Source organism: Brasilonema sennae CENA114 (assembly GCF_006968745.1).
Lineage (GTDB): Bacteria > Cyanobacteriota > Cyanobacteriia > Cyanobacteriales > Nostocaceae > Brasilonema > Brasilonema sennae.
This window is the reverse complement of record NZ_CP030118.1, coordinates 4,030,655-4,057,642: the sequence shown is the minus strand read 5'-3', so window position 1 is coordinate 4,057,642 and position 26,988 is coordinate 4,030,655. Positions and strand designations below refer to the sequence as shown.

Genomic DNA, 26,988 nt, shown 5'->3' with positions numbered 1-26,988 from the left:
TCACCGACGGGGAGTGCCAACATCATCACACAGCTTACGATCCTCATCCTGAACACTGCGGTTATTCTTCAAATAATCATGCACCCAAGCGCAACCGCGTGCGAGTAAGTCATCCAAATCCAGATTCCACAAGCGTACCGTGTTGTCGTCACTGCTAGTGGCAATGGTTTTTCCATCCAGGCTGAAAGCGATGCTCAAGACAGAACCGCTATGACCTTTGAGGGTTGTCAGTTCCTGCCCTTGCAGATTCCACAACCGTACCGTGTTGTGATAACTGCTAGTGGCAATGGTTTTTCCATCCGGGCTGAAAGCGATGCTCAAGACAGAACCGCTATGACCTTTGAGGGTTGTCAGTTCCTGCCCTTGCAGATTCCATAAGCGTACCGTTTTAGAACTAACAGTGGCAACAGACTCAACTCCCTTTTTGGCAAATAGCTTAAACATACTCGCCAACGCATCTGCTTGCACAAGTGCTATCTGCCCCGTGTCATCTTCCAGCACAATGCCATCTTCACCAGCTCCGTGTCCGCAAAAGTGTATAATTTGGGGTTGAGTGTCGAGGATTGCTCGATAGAAGTCGCGCGATCTGCGCTCCGCGCAGCAGCGAAGCTATCGCACAGCCCATTTTTGCTCTAACTTAAACAGTTCTCGCTTATTAGCCCGTCGCAATCCCTCATCAATTTCCCGTACCTCTTCATCCAGTCGTAACTGGGAAGTATTTCTTGGATTCGCCGCCAAGAGCAAAATTGTTTTGACACGGGTGTTTTCACTCATAGCGCGAGATGCAGGAAATATGAAAACCTAGGTTATTGACAAAATGCAAATTCTGTAGATGAGACCCCAAAGCAGCACAATGAAATTTTTTGCTGATACTTACACATTATTTTATAGAGAAAACCAAAATTAACTTATGCACAACTGAGGTGATATATAACGGTTCTTTCAAGAATCACATACACCATCATGAATAATGTAGAGACGTTACATGTAACGTCTCTACAGCTGTGTATTGCTTATTTTTTTTGAAATAGCCGTCGTTTGCGCCTCTTCTCACCTTCCTCTCGCAACGGTACCACCTCAGCTTCACTACTCTGGCGTGCAACCCGAATAATCAAACCAGATGCCATCAAACTTGCAATCATCGAATTTCCACCATAACTAAACATGGGCAATGGCAAACCCGTTGTTGGCAAAGCACCAGTAGTCACACCAATGTGGAGTAAAGATTGTCCCACCATCAAAATTGTGACACCGATCGCCACCAATCGATACACTGGATGCTTTGCCTTCAGAGCGATAATTAATCCTAAAGTGGCGTATAAAGCAATCAATAACAACAGCACAACACCACCAACAAAGCCAAACTCCTCAGCAAACACAGCAAAAATAAAATCAGTATCCTGAATTGGCAAATAAAACTGCTTTTGTTGAGAAAGCCCAAATCCTGCACCCCATTGTCTACCAGAACCTACAGCTAGCAAACTTTGCACCAGTTGATAGCCATCCCCAGTTGCATCAGCCCAAGGATTGAGGAATGACAACACCCGCTTACGCTGATATTCCTTGATACTAATACTAAGTACTGCCAACAACACTCCCCCAATTGCAGTTCCTCCTAAGTACTTGTAAGGTAATCCAGCAGCAAGGGCAATAAACCAAATCGTCATACCACACAGTGCGGTTGTGCTCAAGTTAGGTTGTCCTAAAATACCTAAAAGAACCAGACCAAAAATCCCCAGCCAAAAGAAGCGAACACGCCAACTCAGGTTTTCCCACTGACCAAAAAGTCGGGCACTTTGCAACACCAAAAAAGGTTTAATTAATTCAGAAGGTTGAATTGGAATCGGTCCTAAAGCTATCCACCGGGATGCGTCAAAAGCCTTCTTTCCTACTCCCGGTACTAAAGTCGCGAAAATCAACCCTAAAAGCACTATCACAAACCAATGAGATATGCCCAAAACTTTATGCAAAGGCAAATGAACAACAATATTGAATACTATTAAACCGACTAGTACCCACAAAAGTTGACGTTTAAAGTAGTACATTCCGTCATGTTGACGAACATCGGCTACGGGATAGGATGCCGAAAACAGCATCACTAATCCCACAAACAGCCAAACCAGTGTTAACCAGCGCAATAAACGCGCTTCTAATGCCCAGCTGGACACGGAGTCATCAAATAATAAAGTCAGGCGGCGTAGATTCACGACGAATAAAATTTAAATTGTAAGGTGCGATCGTTTGGAGTTGACGTTAATGATACCAACTTGCACTCAAAAGGGATTAAGTTGTTGATTCTGTGTTTCAGGATCAGACTTGAGCAAACCGAGAACTCCCACCAAGCAGGGGCGATCATTACAGTACTCAAACTTTGCGACAGGTATGAGAAGAATATTACGCTGTCAACCCAGATTTTACCCATCGAAATAAAATACCGCCAGATTTCCCCCACACCCCTACACCCCCACACCCTTACACCCCTATGCCGATCAAGTAGGAGAAAAGTCCTGTTTGAATTTAGTACTTTTTCTCTACGACAAAAAAGTGAGATTTGGGACTTTTCCCCCATCTCAAAGAATCATAGAAATTCTTATGATTTGAATGTCGAACTCAATAAATTGGCAACGAGGTCATAATGAAACTCAAACTTGTCAAGATGTTCTCTGTAGTGATTGGGCTGACTTTGATAGCTGTTCCTTTAAGCGCACAAGCTTTTCCCTTCCCATCAAGTCCAGCTTTCCATGCGCAAAACTTTCCCCAATCAGGACCACCAGGTCAACCTCCAAATATAAACCTGAGTGATGACCAAAAACAACGTTTGGACGAAATTGACAAACAAACCAAAGAAAAAATAGATGCCCTTCTCACATCAGAACAACGGCAGACATTAGAACAAAAAGTCGCTCAAATGAGAAACCGTAGAGGTGGGATGGACGGTGGCTTTGGTGGTCCTGGTCCTGGTATTCCTATGCCACCACCAGAAGGCAAAAAAGGTCCTTTTGCTGACTTGAATCTTAGTAATGATCAAAAAGCAAAAATTGAGGAGATTATGCAGTCATCTCATGAACAAGTGAAATCAGTTTTCACTGATGAACAGCGACAACAACTGGATAAATTTCACCAGAACATGCCAAAGCGACCTCCATCAAGCTAGCAGAATAATCAGGTTTTTAACCGCGTTTTGCGCAAACAAAAAAGAGGTCTACCTGACCTCTTAACAACTTCCTACAAGTCGTATTCACATAACTAAGTAGCCTTAACAGTTATCAGTTACCAGTTATCAGTTACCAGTTAATCCCCATCAATGAATGAGCGGGGATTTTAATATCAGTTATTAGTTACCAGTTATCAGTTATCACTGTTCACTGTTCACTGTTCACTGTTCACTGATTTGGTCAGATTAAGACAAGCCAGTATTAGCTCCCCGCTTACCAGTAGCCAACTCTACCTTAACAATTGTGCCGCCGGCTTTTTGAATCCGTTGTTGTTCACTGAACCAGTTTTCGTAGGGAACTAACTTAGTGAAATAAGTGTTTTGCAGTTCACGCTGAGTACGAATCCGAGTTTGACTAGGAACACAAGCTGTAATTTTAAACATCCTTGCCATGTTTTGATATCTCCCTATAGTGAAATGGAAACTTTTTTATTTCAAAAAATTATGAGTGCATATTTTATGTAATCACTCAAAGGCTGGAAATCAAGCATCAATACTAAACTTTTAACACTCATCATACATGCATCTTTAGCAAGATAAGCGATTAAAAGTTCTAGCACTCACGACTGATTTCCAGACCTTACTTAATAAAGCCGCACTTAAGTTCTCAAGTGCAACCTAGCTTTTAGCTTAAGCCGGAGGAAATGTAATCCAAGTAAACACCCATTTCCTTACCAGCGTCAGGACCTACCAAGCTAGCAGTCACTTCTTTGATAGCTTGGATAGCTTGCACGGTAGCACCGACGGGTACACCTAAGGAGTTGTAGGTTTCTTTCAAGCCATTGAGGACACGCTCATCCAATATGGATGGATCGCCTGCCAACATAGCGTAGGTAGCATAACGGAGGTAGTAATCCAAGTCGCGGATGCAAGCAGCATAGCGACGAGTGGTGTACATGTTACCACCGGGACGGGTAATGTCAGAATACAACAGAGCCTTAGCTACAGCTTCTTTGACAATTGCAGATGCGTTAGCAGCAATGGTGGTAGCAGCACGTACGCGCAGTTCGCCAGTTGAGAAGTAGCTCTTAAGCTTTTGAAGAGCAGAAGTATCCAAGTACTTACCTTGAACGTCTGCAGAGTTAATGACAGAGGTAATTGCGTCTTGAGCCATGTTAGTTAATTCCTTATTTCCAACCTTATTGCATTAGTTCAGTTTCAGCAGGGAAATAACTTCACCCTATTGCAAGCCACCGACTACGTAGTCGAAGTAAGCGCTAGCTTCAGCAGCGTCTTCACCAGACATCAGTGACGCAGCAGCGTTCTTCAAACCACGGACACCTTCAGCAACACCTTCAATTGGAGTACCAAGGGACTTGTACATTTCGCGAACACCCACAAGGCCAATTTCTTCAATGGGGGTGACATCACCAGCGACAACGCCGTAAGTGACGAGACGGAGGTAGTAATCCAAATCGCGCAAACAGGTAGCTGTCATTTCTTGACCGTAAGCATTACCGCCAGGAGAAACAACATCAGGACGTCTTTGGAACAGTTGATCACCAGCTTGCTTCACAATACGCTCGCGGTTCTCGGTGATAACTTGAGCAATGCGGAGACGCTTTTCACCACTAGTAACAAATCCCTTAATCCGGTCTAGTTCACCAGGACTGAGGTAGCGCGCTTCTGCGTCAGCATTCACGATGGACTTCGTGACGATACTCATTAATGGATTCCTCCAGTACTAAATAAAACCAGAATCTTAAACTGGTGCGGCTTTGATTGGTTAACTAAGCTTATTTTCTCATCTTTTAGATACAACAGCCAAACAACTGGTGCAACTAATACTAAACGAGTGCGCTTGCGTAATGGCTAGTACATAAGCTCATAAACTCAGTTACCTTCCGGAATTATTTTCGGGCATTCTGTTGAGCAATTATGACTCCTCTTAATACTTTGTAACATTGCAATTCAAGTTTACTGCTCTACTGACAGTCACAAAGCTAATGTTGGCAAAGCTTAGAATACCTTTTGCAAGTCAATAGTCTTAGGGGCAGGGTGTAAGGGGAGCCAGTGCTGTGGGCGGGTTTCCCGACAGTCGCGCACCTGGCGTTGTAAGGGTGTAAGGGGGAAGAAGTAGGGAGCACGCTTAGCTTGGGTGCTGGGTGCTGGGGGAAATTAGTTCACGTGAACTAGTCTTCTCCCTACTCCGGTGCTCCCTGCTTCTGTTTTTATCCCTACACACGCCCTTCGGGTATGCGCAAAGCGCACGCCTTACGGCGTTCGCGCAGCGTCTCCGGAGGAGATACGCCAGTCGCTTACAGAGGGAAACCCCTTCGGGTTCGCCAGATGCCTGGCTGTCGGGAGACCCTCCCGCAGCACTGGTCTCACCTCCTGCAGCGCTGGTCTCACCAGATACCTCTGTCGGGAAACCCTCCTATGGCACAAAGTGCCACGCTGCGCGAACAGTACTGGCTCCCCTACACCCCAACTTCAACACTACATGACTATTGACGATTGACTATTTCACTTAATCAAGCGCCTTCACGCTACCAAGGTAGTTACCTGCAGGCAAGGATGGGAACCGCTGGTATGGCACCACATTCTCACCAAAGTATTGAGCATACTCAGAGCTATTAACAATCTCCTCTACAGCAGCTTTTAAACCGCTACCTGTTAGTGAGTTGGTGTAATGGAGAATTTCCACCTGAGTTGCTGGCGCACGTCCCAACAGATGACGGAAGAGGAACTCAACCACTTTGGTGTTGGGATAGGAAACGCAGAAACGCTGGCGATAGATTTCTGAGCTTGCAAGTTCACTCACAAATTTTCTTACAGAAATTTCACCATTGCGCAGTCTGCTTTCCAACTCACAATTGTGGAAGTGGTCAGGAACTTGACCGCCATACACATCCATTACTTGAGAGTAAATAGCGTTTATCACCTGCTCTATGTCAGCTTGATTTGTATTTACTGTTATGCGGTAAATACGAGCTGGGTTGCGGCGGGTTGTATCCACACCAGATTCAACCAACTGTCCCTGACTGGAGTTAAAAGAACGACCGACTTCGACGAGCTGCGGCTGTTCATTCTCAATTTCAGTGGATGTGGCTGCTGTGTCTGCGGTTGTCTTTATGCGCGCCTGCACTGGCTCAAAGCTAGGGACAACAATATCTGGATTTTGCTTAGTGAGCTGGTTGTAGAGCTTTTGAGTATTCGGGAAGTTCGCAGCTGGGAAGGTCGCGAAGCGGTTGTAAGGTACTGTATCTTCACCAAACGCTTCAAGATATTCCAGACTGTTGATCATTGCCCGGATAAACGCACGAATACCTTGAGACGCTAGTATTTGATTGTACTTACGAATTTCCGCTTGATCCAGTGGAGCGCGTCCCAGGAAGTGCTTGGTTCCTAGTTCAATCACCTTGGTGTTGGGGTATGGGGTGTAGAACTCTTTCAGGTATAGGCTAGAACAACCCAACCCTTCAAGAAATTCTTTAACAGTGATTTCACCATTACCCAGTTTGCTTGAAAGCACTGTGAATTCGTTTTTGACAATGTAGGGTTCAATATTGCGCTCGAAAATCTGACGGTAAGCAGCACCAATAACTATTGCCACTGCAACTTTATCGTTGTTACCTGCCACCAACTTGAAGACTTTCGTTTGTTCACGCTTCTTGCTAACACCTTGGCTAATGCGCTGCTGAATCTCAGATTCTGTCCGGTCTCCCACAGTACCGAGTTCAACAAATAGTGGAGTTGGTTCCTTCTCAATTCTCCGGGTGATATCTTCACGGATGCTACCAACGCGCAATTTCCGTAATGCTACACCACCAGGAGTTAAGTACCGTTCGTAAGGAACTGTATCTTCACCAAATGCCTCACTATACTCTACGCTACCAATGATGGCGTCAACAACTGCGTAGAAGCCCTTCTTGGAGGCGAGGTCAAAGTACTTGTTGTTTTCTTGACGACCATAAGTAGGACGACCTAACAAGCGACGGTGGATGTACTCAATTGCCTTCATGACATACAAAGATGTCCAGTACATATTCCGGAATACATCGGACTTAGCCAAAGCGCGGATAAACTCCCGTACGGAGATATCACCGTTTTCCAGCTTAATTTCTTGCACTTTCAGGCGCTGACCTTCGTAAAGATCGCGACCGAAAACTTGCAGGTAAGCTGCCCGAATCACCGCTTGTGTAGAGCTTTCCGAGTACTTGACACTGACTCCAGTTGGTGTCTTTTTACCTCTTGTACCAGGCAGTTGATCCAACTTGAACACCTTGGGACCCAAAGTACCAGGGTTCTCGCCTCGCGCTCCAGGATTGCTGTTTTGGTTATTAATTCCAGGTCCAGAGTGAATCAGGATGCGCTTGGTATCTTTACCAAAAGGAGCAGGACGAGTATTGGGGTTGCTGGTTTCTTTCGGGAAAATTGCCCCAAACTGAATTTCTAAGGGGTCGTTACCAGAACCATAAGGATGCTGGTCTGGTAGTGGTTGGTTGTAAGCAGCAAAAGTTGTGATAAACTGTGGAACCTTGCGGAAAGGCGCACTGTAGTTAAACAGGTCTTGCTGTGGTCCCCAGTTACGACATTCTTGTGCTTCTTGACCAAGTCCCCGAATGTAAGGAACCGTTTCCTCACCAAAATAATCACTGTATTCCGCAGAATCTACCAGTGCATCGATTAAAGCTGACAGACCACCTCGGGAAACGATGTCAAAGTACTTTTGTACTTCTTCGCGGCTACTTGGTCCGCGTCCCAAGAAGTGACGGAAAGCAAGCTCTAGAGCACGGCTGTTGATAAATGGTTGGAAAAATTGTTTTTGGTAAAGCGGAGATTTGCCCAGGCGACGGACAAATTCTTTCATGGAGATAGTGCCGTTCTTGACCTGGGATTCCAGGTAAGAAACCGACTGACTGTAAGCACGGGTAATATCGCGCTCAAAAATTTGTCTATATGCCGCTTTTACAACCTCGTTTTTCTCAACTCCTGACAACCCAGGCTTCATGACAAACTTGGGACGCCGTTCTGCCGCATTGAAGTAAATCTGAGGCAGTTGTAAGCCCTGTTGGTCGCTTGAAGGACGTTGACGCAGTTTAGTAGAAGGAGTGGGTGCTTTGAATTCTGTAATCAAAACATCCATGTACTGAGACACAATGTCTGTTGCCTCAGCATCCTGACGGAAATAGGAAAGCGCTGCAAATTTTATTTCCTGCAAAGCAACAATTGTCGCTTCACCAGAACAGGCGTTTTCAATGATTTCTCTCAAACCACGCGTGTTGACAGCGATGATGCTAGGGTCACCAGCGACGATCGCGTAAGTAGCGTAGCGCAAAAACCACGACAAGTCCCGCAGGCTCTTAGCCATATTCGCCGGACCATAACGGGCGACGTTGATTGGTCGAAAACCCGGAGGAATCGGACCACTGGGTGAGCTGTTAAAGACTGAGCGTACATTTTCTAAGAAACCACCACGACTTTCTGCGTAAGTGAGAGTTCCTGTGTTTGTGGTACCACTAATATTCTTCGGTGCGCCAGCCATCACCACTTCTGGTTCTCTGGGCTTTTCTAGGAAAGACATTGGCGAACCACCAACAAAAATCCGGTTGGCAGCACGAGAGACAATAATCTCCGAATTTTCCGTAAGCCTCTGAGCGATTTCTAGACGCTTGGTACCAGATGCAAAATACCTTGCCAGTTCACTTAATTCACCAGATCCCAGAAAGCGGTCTTGCTGCTCTGCTTGGGAAATTGTTGATACTGCGAGGGTTTGATATAGTTGCGGACGCGCAACTGAGCTTCCACCACTTGCCTTAACACTCATCGGATTTGTAAAACTCCTATCATATTTTCTTTGTGTTAAGTCTGGGTTGCTTTTAGGCTTGACACATTGGTGCAGTCATGCATTAAGACTGCTGCCCTCAAGACTGCTAAAAAAAATTAACCCAGTCAGCTTTTAGATTAGAACGTTTTGGCATTTCTCTGTGGCTTTATTAAGAAGTGTGTAGAAACTAGAGCCAAGATGTATCAACTCCAAAAGCAAATGTTTAAATTTCTCTGAGAAAATATTTAAGATTTGTATCAATTCTTGATTAAACTAGATTTATTCTTTTAAGACAAGATGTAGCATCGTTTTCGCTCTGCTCGCTACTTGGAACTGTAGATGCACGCAGATGCACGCAAATGCTCACAAGTCAATATATCTATCAGCATCTGTGGTGAAATACAATCACTGGAAAAAAATTACAACAGAATTTAAGAAATGCTCGCCCTTGTTTGCCTGAAGGGTTCAACTAATGCCTCGTTCCCAGTAGATTACTGAAAATTTCTATTAACAGGCTCAGACTCGCTTACTCACAATCGCTGAATTTTAGATTTGGAGTTGATCATGAAACAGGGTTGGCATTCACTAATTTTATTCACCTTACCCCTATGCGCCATAGGGAGTTTAACTTTTCTAGATACAGCCACAGCACAACAAGTCACTCAACAAGTCACTCCTGATGGAACTGTATCCACCACCGTCACGACTCCTGACGGCAAAAACTTCACCATCAATGATGGGACAAGAAGGGGAGGAAACCTTTTTCACAGCTTCAAAGAATTTTCTGTACCTGCAGGTGGTTCGGCTAACTTCAACAATGCAGCTGATGTGCTAAACATCATCGGTCGGGTGACGGGTGGTTCTGTTTCTAATATTGATGGTGCGATTAGAGCACTCGGCAAGGCGAACGTGTTTTTACTCAATCCTGCGGGGATTATTTTTGGACCAAATGCCAGCTTGAATATTGGTGGTTCCTTTTTGGGGAGTACAGCGCACAGTTTTGTATTTGACAATGGGTTTGAGTTTAGTGCAACCAACCCGCAAGCACCCCCATTGTTAACTATAAATGTTCCGATTGGGTTGAGGTATCGGGATAATCCTGGAAACATTCAGGTACGAGGACCAGTGACAGGGAGCGGACTTGTTTCTGAGGTTAGGTCAGGAAACCGTCCCAAACTAGACTCGAACGTTACAGGATTACAAGTCGAACCCGGAAAAACCTTAGCACTCGTAGGAGGAAATGTTTTTGTTGAAGGTGGTGTACTCAGGTCACAAGGAGGACGTATTGAAATCGGCAGTTTTGATAGCAACCAAATTGTAAATCTCGTCCCAGCACAATCTGAAGGTTTTTCACTTGCTTATCAAGGCACCCCCAGTTTTCGAGACATCGAGTTTTCTAATAAATCGTTCGTGAATGTCACTGGAGACGGCAGCGGTTCTATTGCCATACTCGGGAGGAACATCAATTTCACCTCTGACTCAATTCTATTATCTGATACACTTGGGGATAAAAATGGGGGAGAAATTAGCATTGTTGGTGACTCTATAGCTTTCAATCGCTCCAGCCTCCTCTCTAACACCTTCGGTTCCGGGAACGGCGGACAAATTAAACTGGATGCCAACAAGATCAACTTTGATAATCGCAGTGGTGTAAGCATTCAGACACAGGACAATAAGGGTAATGCCGGAGACATCAACATTCGTGCAAATTCTTTGGAGATGAAAGGCTCCTCGTCGCTCGTGAGCATAACGACAGGAAGTAGCAGTGGTAAAGCCGGAAACATCAACATTGCTGTCAATGGTCCGATGGCGATTACCTCCACAGGTATACAAGCCGACTCCAATGGCGTGGGTAATGCTGGCAACATTAACATCAATGCAAATTCTTTGCAGATTGAAAACTCGGGTGTCTTTAGCCGTGCCAATTACAAAGGTCAAGGCGGAGAAATCAATATTACTGTCGCAGACTCTCTTACCAGCATCAAAAATACAAATATAAATACTAACGCTTATAATACGGGTGACGCTGGAAAAATCAATATTCGTGCAAATTCTTTTCGGCTTGAACAACAAGGAGGTGTTCTTAGCGAGGCGGGGGCAAGTAGCACAGGTAAGGCTGGAGAAATCAATATTACTGTCGCAGGTTCTTTGGAATTACTGAACAAGGTAGGTATATCTACAACCACTGCGGGTATTGGTGATGCTGGAAATATTAACATTACCGCAGGTTCTTTTCTACTGGAAGGCTCAGGAGTCTCTAGCAGTACGACGGAAAATAGTACAGGTAACGCTGGAGAAGTCAACATTACCGCAGGTCTATTTAAGATTAACGCAGCAAGCATGCGGACGAACAACTTGGGCAGTGGCAATGCTGGAGACTTGAAGGTGCAAGCAACAAGCCTAGTTCTTGATGGAGCGGGATTATATGTGAATAGTACTGGTAATGGTAATGCTGGTAATTTGGAGATTAAGGCTGACACCATTAAGCTTGATGGCAGTGAGCTTAACGCCAATACGAGTGGGGGAAAAGGCAATATTACCCTCAACTCCCGTGACTTAATTTTGCGTAAGAACAGCAACATCACCACTAACGCCCAAGGCACAGCTGGTGGAGGCAATATTACCATCAACACTGGCAACTTAGTTGCCTTTGAAGATAGCAATATTACCGCCGATGCAGTAAAAGGTTATGGGGGAGAGGTCAACATTACAGCCCGAGGTATCTTTCGCTCCCCAGACAGTGATATCACCGCCATTTCTGAAGCTGGTCCACAATTCAATGGCATTGTGCAATTCAACACACCCGAAATTGACCCCACCCAAGGATTATTTGAATTGACAGAAACTGTCATCGACCCCGCACAGCAGGTTGCCCAGAATCCTTGTATAAAAGGTTTTGGTAGTACTTTCACCATCACCGGACGTGGCGGATTGCCATCTGATCCCAATAAAATCCTTAGTAGTGATAATGTGCGCGTTGATTTAGTTGAACCTGTTCCCAGTAAGGTAAGTTCAACAAGTACAACACAAAAGCAGCCATCTCAAAAGCCACCTGTCAAAAAGATAATACCAGTCCGAGGTTGGATATATAACGAAAAAGGTCAGGTAGTGCTGGTAGGTTATGATCCAACCAAAACTGGCCCACAACGTGAGCAGCCAGCACCTACTACTAACTGTGCTGCAACGAGATAGTAATGAGCGCGAATCCAACTAGATTTCTTCTTTTGATATCAAATCTAGTTGATTGGTTATCATTCACGTTTTTACCTCACCCTGCCCTATCGGGCATCCCTCACGCCAGGTGCTACAACGGGGCGGCACGTTATGTTCCCCCGCTTCCCCCCAAAAGCTGCCTTGGGAACCCCCCTTCGGGTATGCGCAAAGCGCACGCCTTACGGCGTAAGCGCAAGCGCACGCTAAGAGCGAACGCGCAGCGTGCGCTTTGCGCTTACGCCAGATGCCTAGGTCGGGAAACCCTCATCAAGCACTGGTCTCACCGCAACGCACTGGCTCTCCTTATTAAGGAGAGGGAAATATTGTGGCTACGTTGAAAACGAGGGTGAGATTTTGAGTGATATCATGTCCGGATAAACACTTATAAAAACGAGGAACCTCACCCGCCTCCGGTACCCTCACGCCAGATGCTACAACGGGGCGGCACGTTATGTTCCCCCGCTTCCCCCCAAAAGCTGCCTTGGGAACCCCCCTTCGGGTATGCGCAAAGCGCACGCCTTACGGCGTAAGCGCAAGCGCACGCTAAGAGCGAACGCGCAGCGTGCGCTTTGCGCTTACGCCAGATGCCTAGGTCGGGAAACCCTCATCAAGCACTGGTCTCACCGCAACGCACTGGCTCTCCTTTATAAGGAGAGGGTTAGGGTGAGGTCAAGCAGGAATTATAAGTAATTAAGCGGACATGATATGAGATACACCTTACAAATTACTTTTTATATTGCCACGGACTACATTTTTGTGGCACATATAGAGATGATGTGACATAACGAGTGGATCTATGGTCGAATCATCTAAACATATTGAAGTCCATTTAGGTCGCCAAGGACGTTTGGTTATTCCTGCTGCTCTGCGGCGGCTGTTGGGTTTTGAGGAGGGAGATACGCTAGTTGCTCGTCCTGAAGAGGGGCGGCTGATTTTGGAAAAGCAGGAGGCGATTAAACAGCGGCTGAAAGCTCGGTTTTCGCAATTGCCAAAACAGAGAAGTCTGGCGGACGAGTTGATAGCGGAACGACGCGAGGAAGGTAAGCGGGAAGTGGGCGCATGACGGTGGTGTTGGATGCGTCAGCAATGCTAGCCTATTTGCAGGATGAGCCTGGGGGTGAAGCGGTTGAAGTCGTGCTGGCTGAGTCGGTGATTTCGAGTGTGAATTGGGCGGAGGTGGTGCAGAAATCTGTAGCTGCGGGTGTGGTGATAGATGGAATGCGCGAGGATTTGGAGGCGTTAGGGCTGATCTGCGCTCCCTTTACTCCTGAAGATGCCGAGATGGCGGGAAGACTCTGGTTGCAAACTCGACAGGTTGGTTTGTCTTTGGGTGACCGTGCTTGCTTGAGTTTGGGAATGCGTCTCAATGCTTCGGTTTTGACAAGCGATCGCATTTGGACAACGCTCGGTTTATCTTTGGATGTGCAGGTGGTTCGGTGATGAGAGGTCAGATGAATCGGCGACTGGAGGTATAGCGATCGCCCTCCTTCAAAATGACAAGCGCGGTGATTACCGTGATGGTGTTCAGGTTGATCGGCAAATCTTCGCTTTTTTACCAGAAAATAACCGTATTGTCAAGCCATAACGAGAACGTTGGTCTTTAGAAAATCAACGGGATGAGTGCTTTGCTGATATGTATGTGCATCCCCAGGAGGTAGATTATAACATTGAGACGTTGTTTGAACTGATTTGTGCTTCAGGATTGGATTTTGTTGGTTTCTCAAATCCGGTTTTTTGGCAGATAGGCAGACTTTTCGACAAAGCGCCAGAGTTAATGGAACGAGTAGCTAACTTAGGTGAGATCCAGCGTTATCGTTTGATAGAGTTATTAGATCCAGAAGTGACTCACTACGAGTTTTTTCTGAGTCGCCCACCTTTACCGAAGGCTGATTGGTCAGCGGATAATGATTTATTAACGGCAATTTGTGAGCGAAATCCTTGCATGGATGGTTTTCCCAGTCAATGTGTCTTCAACTACGATTACCAGATTGTGAATTTATCACCACAAGAGTTGAAGTTTTTACAAAGCTGGAATGGTGTTTCAACAGTAGACGAGATTTTAACCGACTCATCATTGGGGTTAGATGGAGTGAGAAGGCGGCTGTTGCAACAGCTGCTGATTTTGTTGATACCAAGTTAACCAAACAAATTGCCAAAATCCCAACAAAGCAGGCGGCGAGGGAAAAGGTAGAATAGAAATTAAGAGGATATCTACCTTTCAAGTTGATTGCGACTCCTCATCTCGCCACAGCTCTCAACACGGAATTTCAGGATAGAGGGATTGGTAAGGATTTGTCCTGTTCATCCATATTTTCCGTGTTAATTATCCTTTTTGTACTTGGTGCATCTACCTGGTGTCTTTTGTTTGGGGACAATAAGTTAATTGTTTTTTTCTAAAGTATTGTTACCCAATCGTGATATGATTCAGCTGGCTGAAGATGCAGTCAACACAATTAGCTGTAATGGTTTCAAGTCTCGTGAGCTTGTCAAACGAATCAACTGATCCCACACCAACAACACGACAAGATTCAAGACCTGGTTTTGAGGACACAGAACCAGACAACTCGATGCATGAGTTCTATGGACTCTACCAAGAGTTGTTGCTCATTACTCTTGTCTTGACAGGGATTATATTTATCTGTGTTTGGATATTTTATTCCCTGAACATTGCTTTAAATTATTTGCTCGGAGCATGTACAGGTGTGGTTTACTTGAGGATGTTGGCAAAAGATGTTGAGGGTTTGAGTGGAGAAAAAAAACAGTTGAGTAAAACTCGATTTGCGTTATTAGTAGCGGTTATTCTACTAGCATCGCGATGGAATCAACTGCAAATCTTACCCATCTTTTTGGGATTTCTTACTTATAAAGCAACACTCCTCTTTTATGTAGTAAGAGGGGCATTTGCCTCCTCCTTGCCAAAGCTCCGGTAGCCATAAACAGCAAAAAGCAAACTGTGCGGGAGGACGGAACTTTTCCAAGAGGAAAATCCACCCCGCGAACCCGCTCCACTTCTCCAGGTAAGATTGGAGAAATGATAGATTAGGTTAGGAAAATGGTGAATTTTCTGAATGCCCTAACTTCTGTTCCCCTTGGAGAACTAGAAGTAGGTCATCATTTCTACTGGCAGTTAGGCAATCTAAAACTGCATGGACAGGTCTTCCTCACCTCCTGGTTTGTGATTGGTCTTTTGGTCGTAGCTTCACTAGCTGCTACTAAAAACATCCAAAAAATTCCCAGTGGTATCCAAAACCTAATGGAATATGCTTTGGAATTTATTCGAGACCTCACAAAAAACCAGATTGGAGAGAAAGAGTACCGTCCTTGGGTGCCGTTTATAGGCACACTATTTCTGTTTATCTTCATATCCAACTGGTCGGGTGCTTTAATTCCCTGGAAGCTGATCAAACTTCCATCGGGAGAGTTGGCTGCTCCAACCAATGACATTAATACGACAGTAGCACTGGCGTTATTGACTTCTTTAGCTTACTTTTACGCAGGTTTTAGGAAGCGTGGTTTGGGGTACTTCAAAAAGTATATAGAGCCAACGCCTGTCCTGTTACCGATCGCGATTCTAGAAGATTTCACCAAGCCCCTCTCCCTAAGCTTCCGTCTATTTGGTAACATTTTGGCGGATGAATTAGTTGTAGGAGTGCTGGTTCTTTTGGTTCCTCTGTTTGTACCTTTGCCAGTGATGGCTTTAGGTTTGTTTACCAGTGCCATTCAAGCCTTGGTTTTTGCCACCTTAGCAGCGGCATATATTCATGAGGCGATGGAAGGACATGGTGGCGAAGAGCATGAGGAAGCACATTAAAATCAGTGAACAGTGAGACCAGTACTTGATGAGGGTTTCCCGACAGAGGTAACTGGCGAACCCGAAGGGTGATCAATAAAGAGTTATAACTGGTAACTGATAACTGATAAGTGATCACTGCTTAGAACCCTCAGCTGATGTCATGTTAGATTTTGGATGCTCGAATTTTCGCTTTCGATGCAAAATCTAAAATCTAAAATCTAAACACAAAAATCGTTCGTTTTGTACTAAAGGTAAGGAAAATCAACATGGATCCATTAGTTTCTGCTGCAAGCGTTCTTGCTGCTGCTCTAGCAATTGGTTTGGCTGCAATTGGTCCTGGTATTGGTCAAGGTAATGCTGCAGGACAAGCAGTAGAAGGTATTGCTCGTCAACCAGAAGCAGAAGGTAAAATTCGCGGTACTTTACTGTTAACCTTGGCATTCATGGAATCCCTTACCATTTATGGTCTGGTTATTGCCCTAGTACTACTGTTTGCTAACCCATTTGCCTAAAACCTAAAACTTTTCCTTAGTTTTGGAGACGTGAACGCTCACGTCTCTATACCTGATAAGGATAAAAGTTGACCCTTGATGGCTATGGGGTCTTGATGATGATCAAAAGTAAGATGATTTTTCGCCCGTGAAAAGTGCTGTTGTAGCCAAAGAGGAGAGAAATGTTTGATTTCGATGCAACCTTGCCCTTGATGGCAGTGCAGTTCCTGCTGTTGGCAGCTCTATTGAATGTTATTTTCTATAAGCCACTGACCAAGGCACTAGACGATCGCGATAACTATATCCGAACGAATAACCTTGATGCTCGTGAACGCTTGGCTAAAGCTGAGCGATTAACTAAAGAATATGAGCAACAATTAGCAGAAGCTCGTAAACAATCGCAAGCGACTGTCGCTGCAGCTCAAGCAGAAGCTCAGAAAACCACTGATCAGAAAATCGCTGAGGCGCAAAAAGAAGCTCAAGCTCAACGAGAACAAGCGGCACTTGAAATAGAACAGCAAAAGCAGGAAGTTTTGAGTTCCTTAGATCAACAGGTAGATGCTCTCAGCAGGCAGATACTAGAAAAACTATTGGGACCTGTTTTAGCTAAATAGAGTAGCTGAATGCGCGATCTCACATTAATTCGATAAGTATATACGTAGCGGGGCGCAAGTCGTCCCACAACGGTAAAATAAGTGTCAAAACTGGCACTTTTTTTCCCTTAGGGAATTTTCAACCTACTAAGCAAGGGAGCAGCGCAGTCGTAGATGGGTATCATTGGTAGTAGTTTTTTACTTGCCACAGAAGCGGTGGCAGAAGGTCACTCAGAAGGTGGTTTCGGTCTAAACATAGACATTTTTGAAACCAATCTGATTAACCTAGCGATTCTGGTTGGCATACTATTCTACTTTGGGCGTAAAGTTCTTAGCAATATCCTCAGCGAACGACGCTCAAGTATTGAAACGGTAATCAAAGAAGCAGAAGCAAAGGCAAAAGAAGCAGCAGTTGCCCTGTCTAAGGCACAGGAACAGTTGACGCAGGCTCAAGCAGAAGCGCAACGCATCCGTAAAACTGCTGAAGAAAATGCACAGGCAACTCGTGAAGCCATTTTGGCACGAGCAGCAGAAGATGTGGAACGTTTGAAACAAACAGCTGTTAAGGATTTAGACACACAAAGAGACAGGGCGATCGCCGAACTGCAACAATATGTAGTGTCTAAGGCATTGCAAAAAGTTGAGTCAGAACTGCAGACAGGCATTGCCGACGACGCTCAACAGCAATTAATTGACCGCAGCATAGCGCTATTGGGAGCTTAGGGATGAAAAGTAATATCGCAATGGCGGAAATATCCCAGCCTTACGCACAGGCGTTGATGTCAGTCGCACAATCCAAAAATTTAACAGATCAGTTCGGCGAAGATGTCCGTTCTTTGCTAAGCTTGCTTTCTGAAAGTGAGCAGCTGAAAAATTTTCTTGAGAACCCATTTGTGTCGCTAGATGACAAAAAGGGAGTCATCAACCGTGTCCTTGGTGACGGCGCTAACGCATACTTCCGCAATTTTTTATTGCTGCTGGTAGATAGACGGCGCATTTCATTGCTGGAACCAGTTTTACAGCAATATTTGGTGCTGTTGCGGCAACTCAAACAAATTGCTCTGGCCGAAGTGATTTCTGCTGTCCCCCTGACAGAGGAGCAGCAACAATCAGTAAAAGATAAAGTCATCGCACTGACAAAAGCTCGCGAGGTCGAATTAGAGACAAAAATTGACCCCGAGTTAATTGGTGGTGTGATTATTAAGGTAGGGTCTCAAGTCATTGACGCCAGCTTACGGGGCCAGCTGCGCCGTATCTCCTTGCGTTTAAGTGGCTCTTAAAGCAGTCAACAGTAAACAGTGAACAGTCAACAGTGAACAGTGATAACTGAATAACTGATAACTGTAAAAGGTACCGTCTCGCAATAAAGAGAAGATAGACAAATGGCAATTAGCATCAGACCAGACGAAATCAGCAACATTATTCAGCAACAAATAGAACAATACGACGAACAGGTCAAAGTTGCTAACGTTGGAACCGTTCTGCAAGTAGGTGACGGTATTGCTCGTATTTATGGTCTAGACAAGGCCATGGCTAGTGAGCTACTGGAATTTGAAGACGGTACAATTGGCATCGCCCAAAACTTAGAAGAAGACAACGTTGGTGCGGTGCTGATGGGCGAAGGTCGTGATATTCAAGAAGGTAGCTCCGTAACCGCCACTGGTAGAATTGCTCAAATACCCGTGGGAGAAGCCTTGGTTGGACGAGTTGTCGATGCTTTAGGTCGTCCAATTGATGGTAAGGGAGAAATCAAGACCGAAGAAACCCGTTTGATTGAATCTCCAGCACCAGGTATTGTGGCGCGTCGTTCCGTACACGAACCCATGCAAACTGGTATCACAGCGATCGACGCAATGATTCCCGTCGGTCGTGGACAGCGGGAATTGATTATTGGTGACCGTCAGACTGGAAAAACTGCGATCGCCGTAGACACCATCATCAACCAAAAAGAAGAAGACGTGATCTGCGTCTACGTCGCAGTCGGTCAAAAAGCTTCCACCGTAGCTAACGTTGTGCAGACGTTACAAGACAAAGGCGCTCTGGACTACACTGTTGTCGTCGCCGCTAACGCCAGTGAACCAGCCACCCTGCAATTTTTGGCTCCTTATACAGGTGCTTCGATTGCTGAGTACTTTATGTACAAGGGTAAGGCAACTCTAGTTATCTATGATGACCTCTCCAAGCAAGCCACAGCTTATCGTCAAATGTCTTTGCTGCTGCGTCGTCCTCCCGGACGTGAAGCTTATCCTGGAGACGTGTTCTACATCCACTCACGTCTGTTGGAACGTGCGGCTAAGCTGAGTGACGAATTGGGTAAAGGTAGCATGACTGCTCTGCCAATCATCGAAACTCAAGCAGGTGACGTATCTGCTTACATCCCCACCAACGTAATTTCGATTACAGACGGTCAGATCTTCCTGTCTTCCGACTTGTTCAACTCTGGTATCCGTCCCGCTATTAACCCTGGTATTTCCGTATCACGGGTGGGTTCAGCTGCTCAAACCAAGGCAATGAAGAAAGTTGCTGGTAAATTGAAGCTGGAGTTGGCACAGTTTGACGAACTGCAAGCCTTCTCACAATTCGCCTCTGACTTAGATAAAGCAACTCAAGACCAGCTGGCACGGGGTGCGCGCTTGCGGGAACTTTTGAAACAGCCACAAAATGCACCGCTATCGGTGTACGAGCAAGTCGCTCTTCTTTATGCTGGTATCAACGGTTACTTAGACGACATTGATGTCGAGAAAATTACTGACTTCACCAAAGGATTGCGCGAGTACTTAAAGACCAGCAAACCTCAGTACGTTCAAGGAATTCAATCCAAGAAAGCACTGGGTGATGAAGAAGAAGCACTCTTGAAAGAGGCAATTAACGAATACAAGAAGACCTTCTTGGCAACAGCATAATTAGTCAAGAGTCATTAGTCATTAGTCATTAGTAAAGAGCTTAATGGCTATTGACTCTTGACTAACGACTGAGGACTAACGACTAAGGACAAAATTTATGCCAAATCTCAAAGCAATACGCGATCGCATTCAATCAGTCAAAAATACCAAAAAAATTACAGAAGCCATGCGGCTGGTGGCTGCAGCGCGGGTGCGTCGCGCTCAAGAACAGGTGCTATCCACCCGTCCCTTCGCCGACCGCTTGGCGCAAGTTCTGTACGGTCTACAAACTCGTCTGCGTTTTGAAGAAGCAAACTTACCACTGTTGAAAAAACGGGAAGTTAAGTCAGTAGGGCTGTTAGTGATTTCAGGCGATCGCGGTTTGTGCGGCGGCTACAACAACAACGTTATCAAACGTGCCGAAAATCGCGCCAAAGAACTCAAAGCAGAAGGTGTAGACTACAAATTTGTCATCGTAGGACGCAAAGCAACCCAGTATTTCCAACGTCGCGAACAGCCGATAGACGCCACCTATACTGGTTTAGAGCAAATCCCTACCGCTGCTGAAGCCAACAAGATTGCTGACCAATTGCTTTCTCTGTTCTTGTCAGACAGCGTAGATCGTATTGAGCTTATCTACACCAAGTTCGTCTCCTTGGTGAGTTCTCGTCCGGTAGTGCAAACCCTGCTTCCTCTTGACGCTCAAGGTTTGGAAGCACAGGATGACGAAATCTTCCGCTTAACAACCCGTGGCGGTGAATTTGAAGTCACACGAGAGAAAGTAACCGCTCAAACCCGTACTTTATCCAGTGACATGATTTTCGAGCAAGACCCAGTACAGATTCTCGATTCCTTACTACCTCTGTATCTGAGTAACCAGCTTTTGCGGGCGCTGCAAGAATCAGCTGCCAGCGAACTTGCTGCACGGATGACAGCAATGAGCAATGCTAGCGATAACGCCAAGGAACTGATGAATGCCCTCACTTTGTCTTACAACAAAGCGCGGCAAGCCGCAATTACCAATCAAATCCTAGAGGTTGTCAGCGGTGCTGAGGCACTAGGTTAGGAAATTGCTCATAGCAAATGAATAATAGCTAATTGCTAGTTGTGTTGAAATTAGCAATTAGCTATTTTTAATTGTTGGGGCTTTTTCACCAATGGAGGCTAATGATGACACTGACGACATATGGATCTTTGTGTACTGAGGTTTATGATATCACCAAGCCCATTGATGGAAAGTACCCTGACGTTCCATACTACATCAAACATCTTTCTAAAATTGGTGGCAGAATTCTTGAGGCGATGGTTGGCACGGGACGACTACTCATCCCGCTGCTAGAAGCTAATTTGAACGTTGAGGGCATCGATTCTTCAGAAGATATGCTTGCTTGTTGCCATCGGCACTGTACGCAAAAGGGGTTGAAACCAGTTCTCCATCATGGTTCTGTAGAAAACCTTGACCTCCCTGGGAAATTCAAAGCGATCATTGTGTCCTTCGGTTCTTTTATGTTGCTAGAGAAGCGAAATGCTGCTGTCGCCGCCTTACAAGCTTTTGCACGACACCTTGAACCCCAAGGTCGAATCTTCATCGATTTGGAATTACCCATCGAAGATTTTAAGACTGAGAATATCGTAAGGCAGCGATCGCCTATTGAGTGTCCTGATGGTTCAACAATTCTTTTGCAAATCACTTCTGACATCGACTGGCTGAATCAACTCAACATGAGTGTGATTCGCTACGAGAAGTGGAAGGACGGAGAACTCATTGCCACAGAGTTACAGCGGTTACCCCTGCACTGGTTTGGGCGAGATGAATTTATCATCTGTTTGCAGGAAAACGGTTACAAAGACATTACCTTATGCGCCAACTATACTGACGGTCTACAACCAAGTTGTCACAAAGACACCTTGTGTTTCTGTGCAGCACTGGCATGAACCAGAAGACCAAATCCCACCAAAATCTCAAATTTAGCTCCTGAGTGGCACATTTGAAAATAGCGTATTATAATCGTACTATAGGTAAAACACATGGGTCCGTAACGGTTTCGACAGGTTGGCGAAAGCTACTTTGTGAAACAGGTCGAGAGTGAGTCGTCTCTCGAAAATCCAAGACTCAACATAAAGTAAATGCAAACAACATTGTACCTTTTGCTCGTAAGCAAGCTGTAGTAGCTGCCTAATAACCTCTTTTCGGTTCGAGCGTCTCTAGTTTGACTCCGTTAAGGACTAGAGACCAACCCCCAACGGATGCTCTAGCAAGTGTCTCTGGTTCGCTTGTTAGCTAAGACTTAACCAGAGCATCCTAGCGTTCGGGATAATGAACGTTCCCCGCCTTGAGGGTAAAAGAGGCTAAGCCTGTGAACGAGCGGGGGGTCAATACCCAGTCTGGACAGCAGTTCGACTCTGCTCGGATCCACTAAAAAATATCCGCAAATCCGCCTGACAGTTTTATGTGATGGCGGATTTCATTTTTTCTGGGCGCTTAAAAAGTTGTTTGGCAAAGATGTTTCTAAAAACTTATTTAACAACTATATGGCTCGTACAGGTTATACCCTGCCAGTGTTTGCAGTAGCCGCTGCTAAGGCTGCTCTTATGCATCTGCGTGAAAAAATAGATTCTCAACTCTCAGTTGAGATTGATCTGCTTTCTCAAACAGCAGAAATTTCGATTTCTCAAGTTGCAGCTTTAGACTCTCAGAGTGCCTTGGCAGTGACACTCAGCGATCCAGGTGATAACTTAGATTTAACAAAAAACACGCCCATTTGGGCTTGGGTAAAATTGTCACAAAGGCAATCCCAAGCCTTGATTTTAGAAGCAGGAGAGGGTTTGGGAAAAACAACCTCTGGAGAACCAGCGATTTACAGTTATGCCCGTCGCCTGTTTGATGCCAATTTACTATCTCTGATTCCCCCAGAGCAAACGGCAACGGTATCAATTATTCTTCCTGAAGGGCGTCAATTGGCGCAACGTACTTCTAATGAAGCCTTTGGCATTTTAGAAGGGTTAGCTTTGTTGGGAACCAGTGGAATTTCTCAACCTTTGTCGGCGGCTGACTATTTAGAAGAATTTCGTTTGTCGTTGCAGGCTAAGGTCAAAGTTTGTCCTGGTTTGGTGTTTTGTATTGGTAGCAATGGTATGCAAGTTGCACAACGTTTAGGCATACCAGAATCAGCAGTTGTGCAAACCGGGAATTGGATTGGTGCAATGCTTGTAGAAGCTGGACTATATCAAGCAACTTCTGTTTTGCTGCTGGGATATCATGGCAAACTGATTAAGCTGGCTGGTGGCATTTTCAATACGTCTAGTCATTTAGCAGATGCCAAATTAGAAATTATAAGTGCAGCAGTTGTTGCTGTTGGTGGTGATGTACAAACAGCACGGGCAATTTTAGATACTAAGACTGCAGATGCAGCACACAAAAAATTAATCGAACTAGGACTGGCAGAATCAGTATTTGGGATACTAGCAGAAAAAATTAGTCAGAAGGCTACTGCTTACGTGCAAAAATATGCTAATGTTGCCCTTAAAGTTGGTACTGTATTGTTTGACCGCAAAGGCGAAATCATCAGCCAAGACTTGCACGCAAAAGAACTTTTGAGTTTTGATCAAAACTAAGAAAGTTCTCATCAAAGGTGTGATGTACTCCCTTCGGCTAGCCCCTAAGGGGGCGCTGCGCAAACGCTCAGCGAGCGTTCTTCTGGTGGCTGAGCGGAGTCGAAGCCAGCGGAGGGATGCATTGAGTTTGTCGAAGTGTCGAAGCCATCACCACCGAAACCAGTCAACCGACTGTAATGAGTTTCATTTTGACACTCAGCTAACTTATGCAACAAATTTGTATCCCCTACAATCAAAGCTTGCTTCTTCTTCCGACTCCAACCTTGCACCTGCTTCTCACGCTCAAAAGCATCAACTACGCGCTCATAATACTCACAGAAAATCAGCTTCACAGGCAACCGTTTTGCTGTGTGATTTGCACCCAGACCTTGCTGATGTTGCCTGTGAAGCTGTTCTAGATTCTTGGTACTACCTGTGTAATAACTACGATCAGCGCACTCAAGAATATACATATAAGCCATAAATTGATTTGTGCGATCGCTTCGCTTCTTTTCTAGTTACATATAAAAGTGTTCCCTTCGACTTCGCTCAGGGAAGACTCTGTTACTAGATAAATGGCTTTTACCAGCTATGGCTTTTGCTGGCTGAGCGAAGTCGAAGCCAGCATCACTCACAACAACCCTGAGCGCGATCAAATACTATTTGTCGCAAGTTATACCAAGTTGCAATCAAAAGTACCACCTGTCATTGCGAGTGAAGCGTAAGCGCAAAGCGCACGCTAAGAGCGAACGCGCAGCGTGTCCGTTCGGCTTTGCCGTGCCGCAGGCTCAGGACTCAGCGGAATGAACCAATCTCCCCTAAAGTGCTATTACAACAGAACGCAACTTGGTATTAGTAGAAATGTAAGTTTTGCTCATGCACTTTGTTGTAACTTGAGCAGAGCTTGAGCTTTAGCAAGACGTACTAAATGCTCAATAAACTCATAATGTTGCCACAGACAGCGATCGCTTTCATCTAAACCTTGAGTACGATTTTGTCTAAAAGAGATTCAATTTCAGCTTGAACCATAGGCGAAAGACGGAGAGCTAAAATTTCTTCAGGAGATGGTAACTTTGCTAAAAACTCTAAAACTTCAGTCAGTCCAGAAAAACCTGTAGAAGGATTAGCCGTCATTTCTCGCAATCCTAGAGCCAAAATCTGGGGTAAATCTTCCTTGTGAGATTCTAAATTGCGAGCAATCTCATCAGGTATATCTAAAGTAATTTGCATAATTTTTTATCTCGATATTATAACTTATATCTAGACAGTGCAGCTATTCCCTACACCCTTACACCCCTAGCTTTGCTCAAAACCGAAAACCAAAGTTGTAAAATTGCAACCTTCCATAACCGAGAAATTGACCATGAGGTTGGTCTCCCGGCGGAAACGCCGTGACTCCAAATAGGTAGACACCAGCAACCGTCGGGTTCTGCACTGGCTTGAGAGCTAGTGTGATGGTTCTACCTGGAGGTACTGGCGGATCAAATATGAGCGATAGTGTTTTGGTTTTGCTGTCCCTTGTCACATCTTTCAAAGCAAGCTTTGGACCTTCTTTGGAAGGTGTTCCTTCAAAAGCAGAAGTGTCTGGCAAGTCAAAGCGCACACGATCTACTCCTTCACGCTGATGAATGGTAATTGTTTGCAGCGGTTCTCCAGCATTTTCTGGCAGGCCAATGGTAAAATAGTATGTTGGGTAGAGTCGATGAGGAGTATTATCTCCTGCACCTCTCTGTTAGAACCGGACGTGCGCTTTTCAGTGCATCCGGCTCCCGATGTTTTAGGGTTTCCCCTTGCTCATGTGTATGTAATCATGGCAGCTTTCATGTACAGCAGTGAGGTTATTGGTTTTCCAGTTGCTGTGATTGCTGTCAATGTGGTGCAGGTGAACCGTTTCTCCTGATAACATTTTCATATTACAATATCCACATGTATGGTTTTGCCTTTTTAGGGCTTTAGAGGTTTCGTTCTGATATAACTTACTATTGCGTTCGCTCCAGTATGTTATATCTCCATCATAAGGAGATTTATTTCCTTGTACGATGATGTATTCTGATTTTGGAGTTCTGGGAAATGCTTTTTTAATCAGTTCGGTACTGGATTCTTTGGTATTTCCTTTTTCCCTATTAAACTTTTTGAATGCTGCATTGTTTGTATGCCACAGTGAGAATCGTGACCCTCGTAATGAGCAAAGTTTATGATAGTTCCTCCATCCTCTAACCAAGGGTGCTAGTTTTTCAGCTTTCTCCTTGGAACCATAGTTAGAGCACTTGACGATGGCTTTTACTTTTTTTCGGAACGTTTTGTAGTTGTCCTCTGAAGGGACACAGTTAAACTTTCCGTTGCTCTGCACCTTGATGTGCCAGCCAAGAAAATTGAAGCCTTCAGTCGATGCGGTTACTTTGGTCTTTTCTTTACTGATACTCATTCCTCTTTCTGTAAGGAACTGGCTTACCTTTTCAAGTATCTCTTCGGCGTTATCTTCGGGTCTAAGCATTATGATCATGTCATCTGCATATCTGATGCATGGTTCCATGATATCTTTCGCAGCCGTCTTGGGGCTTATTTTGAATCCATTGCGGTGATATCTATGTGCGCTTTCAACACCGTTGAGTGCGATGTTTGCTAGTAACGGACTTACCACACCACCTTGAGGGGTTCCTTGTTCGGGAAAGTCGGGATGTATTCCGGCTTTTAAGCAGCGGAAGATACCGATTTTCAGACTTTTTGGTGCTATCAGGTTATCCATGATAGTTGTGTGGTTTATTCTATCGAAACATTTTTCGATGTCGATTTCTAGGACTCGCTTATTTATTCCGTTTGCTTTGGAGTTTAGATTGCTGAATGTGGCTTTTAGTGCATCGTGAGCACTTCTACCTGGTCTGAATCCATAACTCTTTGCGTGGAATGTCGCTTCGTGTGCTGGTTCTAGTGCGTATTTTGCTAGGCATTGCCATGCTCTATCCGCAATAGTGGGGACTTTGAGAATTCTGGTTTTACCGTTTTTCTTAGGTATTGGGATTTCTCTTAATTTGCTATGATGCCAATTAAGGTAATGATTCTTGAGGAGTTCCTCAAGTTGGAAGCGTTCTTCGTGACTGAGGGACGCTTTCCTATCAATACCCGCAGTCTTTTTACCAGCGTTTAGTTGAGTTACTTGACGAATAGCCAGAAATCTTGCAGCTTGGGATTTTAGAATCAGTTTTTGAAGTGACCGCGCTTTTCGCATGTCTCCTGCTTTAACTGCTTTGAACAACCTAACTTGTAGGCGGAATAGTTCCCGGCGGAATTTCTTCCAGGGGAGGTTTTTCCAAGATTCACTAGTATTGCTACTGTGCCTAATCATACTCTACTCCTATTGATTGTTTTCTAAACACCTTGCAGCAATTACGCCGCATCCTACCCGAATTAGGAGAGTTCCGTATCCCGTCTTACCTACCT

General features: G+C 45.0%; 26 protein-coding genes, 1 other RNA gene and 2 pseudogenes. 18 read left to right on the top strand and 11 right to left on the bottom strand.

Going from position 1 to position 26,988, the window contains the following annotated elements:
- The 3 genes from DP114_RS17290 to DP114_RS17280 all read right to left on the bottom strand — a co-directional run bounded on the left by DP114_RS17290 (position 1) and on the right by DP114_RS17280 (position 2,207).
- Positions 1-501: a WD40 repeat domain-containing protein gene (locus tag DP114_RS17290; protein WP_246162565.1), complete on the bottom strand. Its 501-nt coding sequence runs from the start codon at positions 499-501 to the stop codon at positions 1-3.
- Positions 502-609: 108 nt separating this feature from the next.
- Positions 610-774 carry a hypothetical protein gene (locus DP114_RS17285; RefSeq protein ID WP_171975127.1) on the bottom strand — a complete coding sequence of 55 codons (165 nt, stop codon included), beginning with the start codon at positions 772-774 and terminating at the stop codon, positions 610-612.
- 239 nt (positions 775-1,013) lie between these two features.
- Positions 1,014-2,207, bottom strand: coding sequence for an FtsW/RodA/SpoVE family cell cycle protein (locus DP114_RS17280; RefSeq protein ID WP_169268833.1), 1,194 nt, complete (start codon positions 2,205-2,207; stop codon positions 1,014-1,016).
- Positions 2,208-2,635: 428 nt separating this feature from the next.
- On the opposite strand from DP114_RS17280, the gene DP114_RS17275 reads away from it, so the two are divergent.
- The gene (locus DP114_RS17275; RefSeq protein WP_171976674.1) at positions 2,636-3,154 is read left to right on the top strand and encodes a hypothetical protein; all 519 of its coding nucleotides are present in this window, start codon (positions 2,636-2,638) and stop codon (positions 3,152-3,154) included.
- Positions 3,155-3,400: 246 nt separating this feature from the next.
- Here the strand turns inward: DP114_RS17275 and DP114_RS17270 are convergent, their stop codons facing one another.
- From DP114_RS17270 to apcA, 3 genes are all read right to left on the bottom strand, one after another.
- Entirely contained in the window at positions 3,401-3,607 is a 207-nt protein-coding gene (locus DP114_RS17270; RefSeq protein WP_169268831.1) for a phycobilisome linker polypeptide, read from the bottom strand.
- A 232-nt stretch (positions 3,608-3,839) separates the two neighbouring features.
- Positions 3,840-4,328 carry an allophycocyanin subunit beta gene (apcB, locus tag DP114_RS17265; protein WP_169268830.1) on the bottom strand — a complete coding sequence of 163 codons (489 nt, stop codon included), beginning with the start codon at positions 4,326-4,328 and terminating at the stop codon, positions 3,840-3,842.
- A 66-nt stretch (positions 4,329-4,394) separates the two neighbouring features.
- The gene (gene apcA / locus DP114_RS17260) at positions 4,395-4,880 is read right to left on the bottom strand and encodes an allophycocyanin subunit alpha (RefSeq protein ID WP_171976673.1); all 486 of its coding nucleotides are present in this window, start codon (positions 4,878-4,880) and stop codon (positions 4,395-4,397) included.
- Between the two features lie 530 nt (positions 4,881-5,410).
- Here apcA and DP114_RS17255 point away from each other — a divergent pair.
- Positions 5,411-5,668, top strand: coding sequence for a hypothetical protein (locus tag DP114_RS17255; protein ID WP_172195233.1), 258 nt, complete (start codon positions 5,411-5,413; stop codon positions 5,666-5,668).
- A gap of 16 nt (positions 5,669-5,684) precedes the next feature.
- On the opposite strand, the gene DP114_RS17250 is transcribed toward DP114_RS17255, so the two are convergent.
- On the bottom strand, positions 5,685-8,984 hold the full coding sequence (locus DP114_RS17250; RefSeq protein ID WP_169268904.1) for a phycobilisome rod-core linker polypeptide: 3,300 nt from the start codon (positions 8,982-8,984) through the stop codon (positions 5,685-5,687).
- A 564-nt stretch (positions 8,985-9,548) separates the two neighbouring features.
- Between DP114_RS17250 and DP114_RS17245 the strand changes: the two genes are divergently transcribed.
- The 15 genes and pseudogenes from DP114_RS17245 to cbiD all read left to right on the top strand — a co-directional run bounded on the left by DP114_RS17245 (position 9,549) and on the right by cbiD (position 23,571).
- Positions 9,549-12,176, top strand: a complete 2,628-nt coding sequence (locus DP114_RS17245) for a two-partner secretion domain-containing protein (RefSeq protein ID WP_171976672.1) — start codon at positions 9,549-9,551, stop codon at positions 12,174-12,176.
- Positions 12,177-12,993: 817 nt separating this feature from the next.
- Positions 12,994-13,260, top strand: coding sequence for an AbrB/MazE/SpoVT family DNA-binding domain-containing protein (locus DP114_RS17240; protein WP_169267643.1), 267 nt, complete (start codon positions 12,994-12,996; stop codon positions 13,258-13,260).
- Positions 13,257-13,637: a type II toxin-antitoxin system VapC family toxin gene (locus DP114_RS17235; protein WP_169267644.1), complete on the top strand. Its 381-nt coding sequence runs from the start codon at positions 13,257-13,259 to the stop codon at positions 13,635-13,637. The genes DP114_RS17240 and DP114_RS17235 overlap by 4 nt, the downstream gene beginning before the upstream one ends.
- A 34-nt stretch (positions 13,638-13,671) precedes the next feature.
- Positions 13,672-14,337, top strand: a pseudogene (locus DP114_RS17230) (SAM-dependent methyltransferase); the annotation flags it as partial.
- Between the two features lie 337 nt (positions 14,338-14,674).
- A complete protein-coding gene (locus DP114_RS17225; protein ID WP_169267662.1) occupies positions 14,675-15,127 on the top strand; it encodes an ATP synthase subunit I in 453 nt (150 codons plus the stop codon).
- 122 nt (positions 15,128-15,249) lie between these two features.
- Complete coding sequence (gene atpB, locus DP114_RS17220; protein WP_169267645.1) at positions 15,250-16,008, top strand: F0F1 ATP synthase subunit A; 759 nt, start codon at positions 15,250-15,252, stop codon at positions 16,006-16,008.
- Positions 16,009-16,256: 248 nt separating this feature from the next.
- On the top strand, positions 16,257-16,502 hold the full coding sequence (gene atpE / locus DP114_RS17215) for an ATP synthase F0 subunit C (RefSeq protein ID WP_015112744.1): 246 nt from the start codon (positions 16,257-16,259) through the stop codon (positions 16,500-16,502).
- Between the two features lie 161 nt (positions 16,503-16,663).
- Entirely contained in the window at positions 16,664-17,095 is a 432-nt protein-coding gene (locus tag DP114_RS17210) for a F0F1 ATP synthase subunit B' (protein ID WP_169267646.1), read from the top strand.
- Between the two features lie 153 nt (positions 17,096-17,248).
- A complete protein-coding gene (locus tag DP114_RS17205) occupies positions 17,249-17,797 on the top strand; it encodes a F0F1 ATP synthase subunit B (protein WP_169267647.1) in 549 nt (182 codons plus the stop codon).
- 2 nt (positions 17,798-17,799) lie between these two features.
- Entirely contained in the window at positions 17,800-18,354 is a 555-nt protein-coding gene (gene atpH, locus DP114_RS17200; protein WP_169267648.1) for an ATP synthase F1 subunit delta, read from the top strand.
- Between the two features lie 102 nt (positions 18,355-18,456).
- Positions 18,457-19,977, top strand: a complete 1,521-nt coding sequence (atpA, locus tag DP114_RS17195; RefSeq protein WP_171976671.1) for a F0F1 ATP synthase subunit alpha — start codon at positions 18,457-18,459, stop codon at positions 19,975-19,977.
- 97 nt (positions 19,978-20,074) lie between these two features.
- Positions 20,075-21,022, top strand: a complete 948-nt coding sequence (locus DP114_RS17190; RefSeq protein ID WP_171976670.1) for a F0F1 ATP synthase subunit gamma — start codon at positions 20,075-20,077, stop codon at positions 21,020-21,022.
- A 104-nt stretch (positions 21,023-21,126) separates the two neighbouring features.
- The gene (locus tag DP114_RS17185) at positions 21,127-21,891 is read left to right on the top strand and encodes a class I SAM-dependent methyltransferase (RefSeq protein ID WP_171976669.1); all 765 of its coding nucleotides are present in this window, start codon (positions 21,127-21,129) and stop codon (positions 21,889-21,891) included.
- 95 nt (positions 21,892-21,986) lie between these two features.
- Positions 21,987-22,375: a transfer-messenger RNA gene (gene ssrA / locus DP114_RS17180) on the top strand.
- Between the two features lie 113 nt (positions 22,376-22,488).
- Positions 22,489-23,571, top strand: coding sequence for a cobalt-precorrin-5B (C(1))-methyltransferase CbiD (gene cbiD / locus DP114_RS17175; RefSeq protein WP_171976668.1), 1,083 nt, complete (start codon positions 22,489-22,491; stop codon positions 23,569-23,571).
- Positions 23,572-23,615: 44 nt separating this feature from the next.
- Here the strand turns inward: cbiD and DP114_RS17170 are convergent, their stop codons facing one another.
- Positions 23,616-24,032: a GIY-YIG nuclease family protein gene (locus tag DP114_RS17170; protein ID WP_169267652.1), complete on the bottom strand. Its 417-nt coding sequence runs from the start codon at positions 24,030-24,032 to the stop codon at positions 23,616-23,618.
- A 93-nt stretch (positions 24,033-24,125) separates the two neighbouring features.
- Between DP114_RS17170 and DP114_RS17165 the strand changes: the two genes are divergently transcribed.
- On the top strand, positions 24,126-24,275 hold the full coding sequence (locus DP114_RS17165; RefSeq protein WP_169267653.1) for a hypothetical protein: 150 nt from the start codon (positions 24,126-24,128) through the stop codon (positions 24,273-24,275).
- A gap of 250 nt (positions 24,276-24,525) precedes the next feature.
- Here DP114_RS17165 and DP114_RS17160 read toward each other — a convergent pair whose 3' ends face one another.
- The 3 genes and pseudogenes from DP114_RS17160 to DP114_RS17150 form a co-directional block, all read right to left on the bottom strand.
- On the bottom strand, positions 24,526-24,780 hold the full coding sequence (locus DP114_RS17160; RefSeq protein WP_246162564.1) for a hypothetical protein: 255 nt from the start codon (positions 24,778-24,780) through the stop codon (positions 24,526-24,528).
- Between the two features lie 76 nt (positions 24,781-24,856).
- Positions 24,857-25,252: pseudogene (locus DP114_RS17155) on the bottom strand (DUF2808 domain-containing protein); the annotation flags it as partial.
- A gap of 75 nt (positions 25,253-25,327) precedes the next feature.
- Positions 25,328-26,893 (bottom strand): group II intron reverse transcriptase/maturase, encoded by a 1,566-nt coding sequence (locus tag DP114_RS17150; protein ID WP_169267654.1) that lies wholly within the window; start codon positions 26,891-26,893, stop codon positions 25,328-25,330.
- Positions 26,894-26,988: the final 95 nt, after the last annotated feature.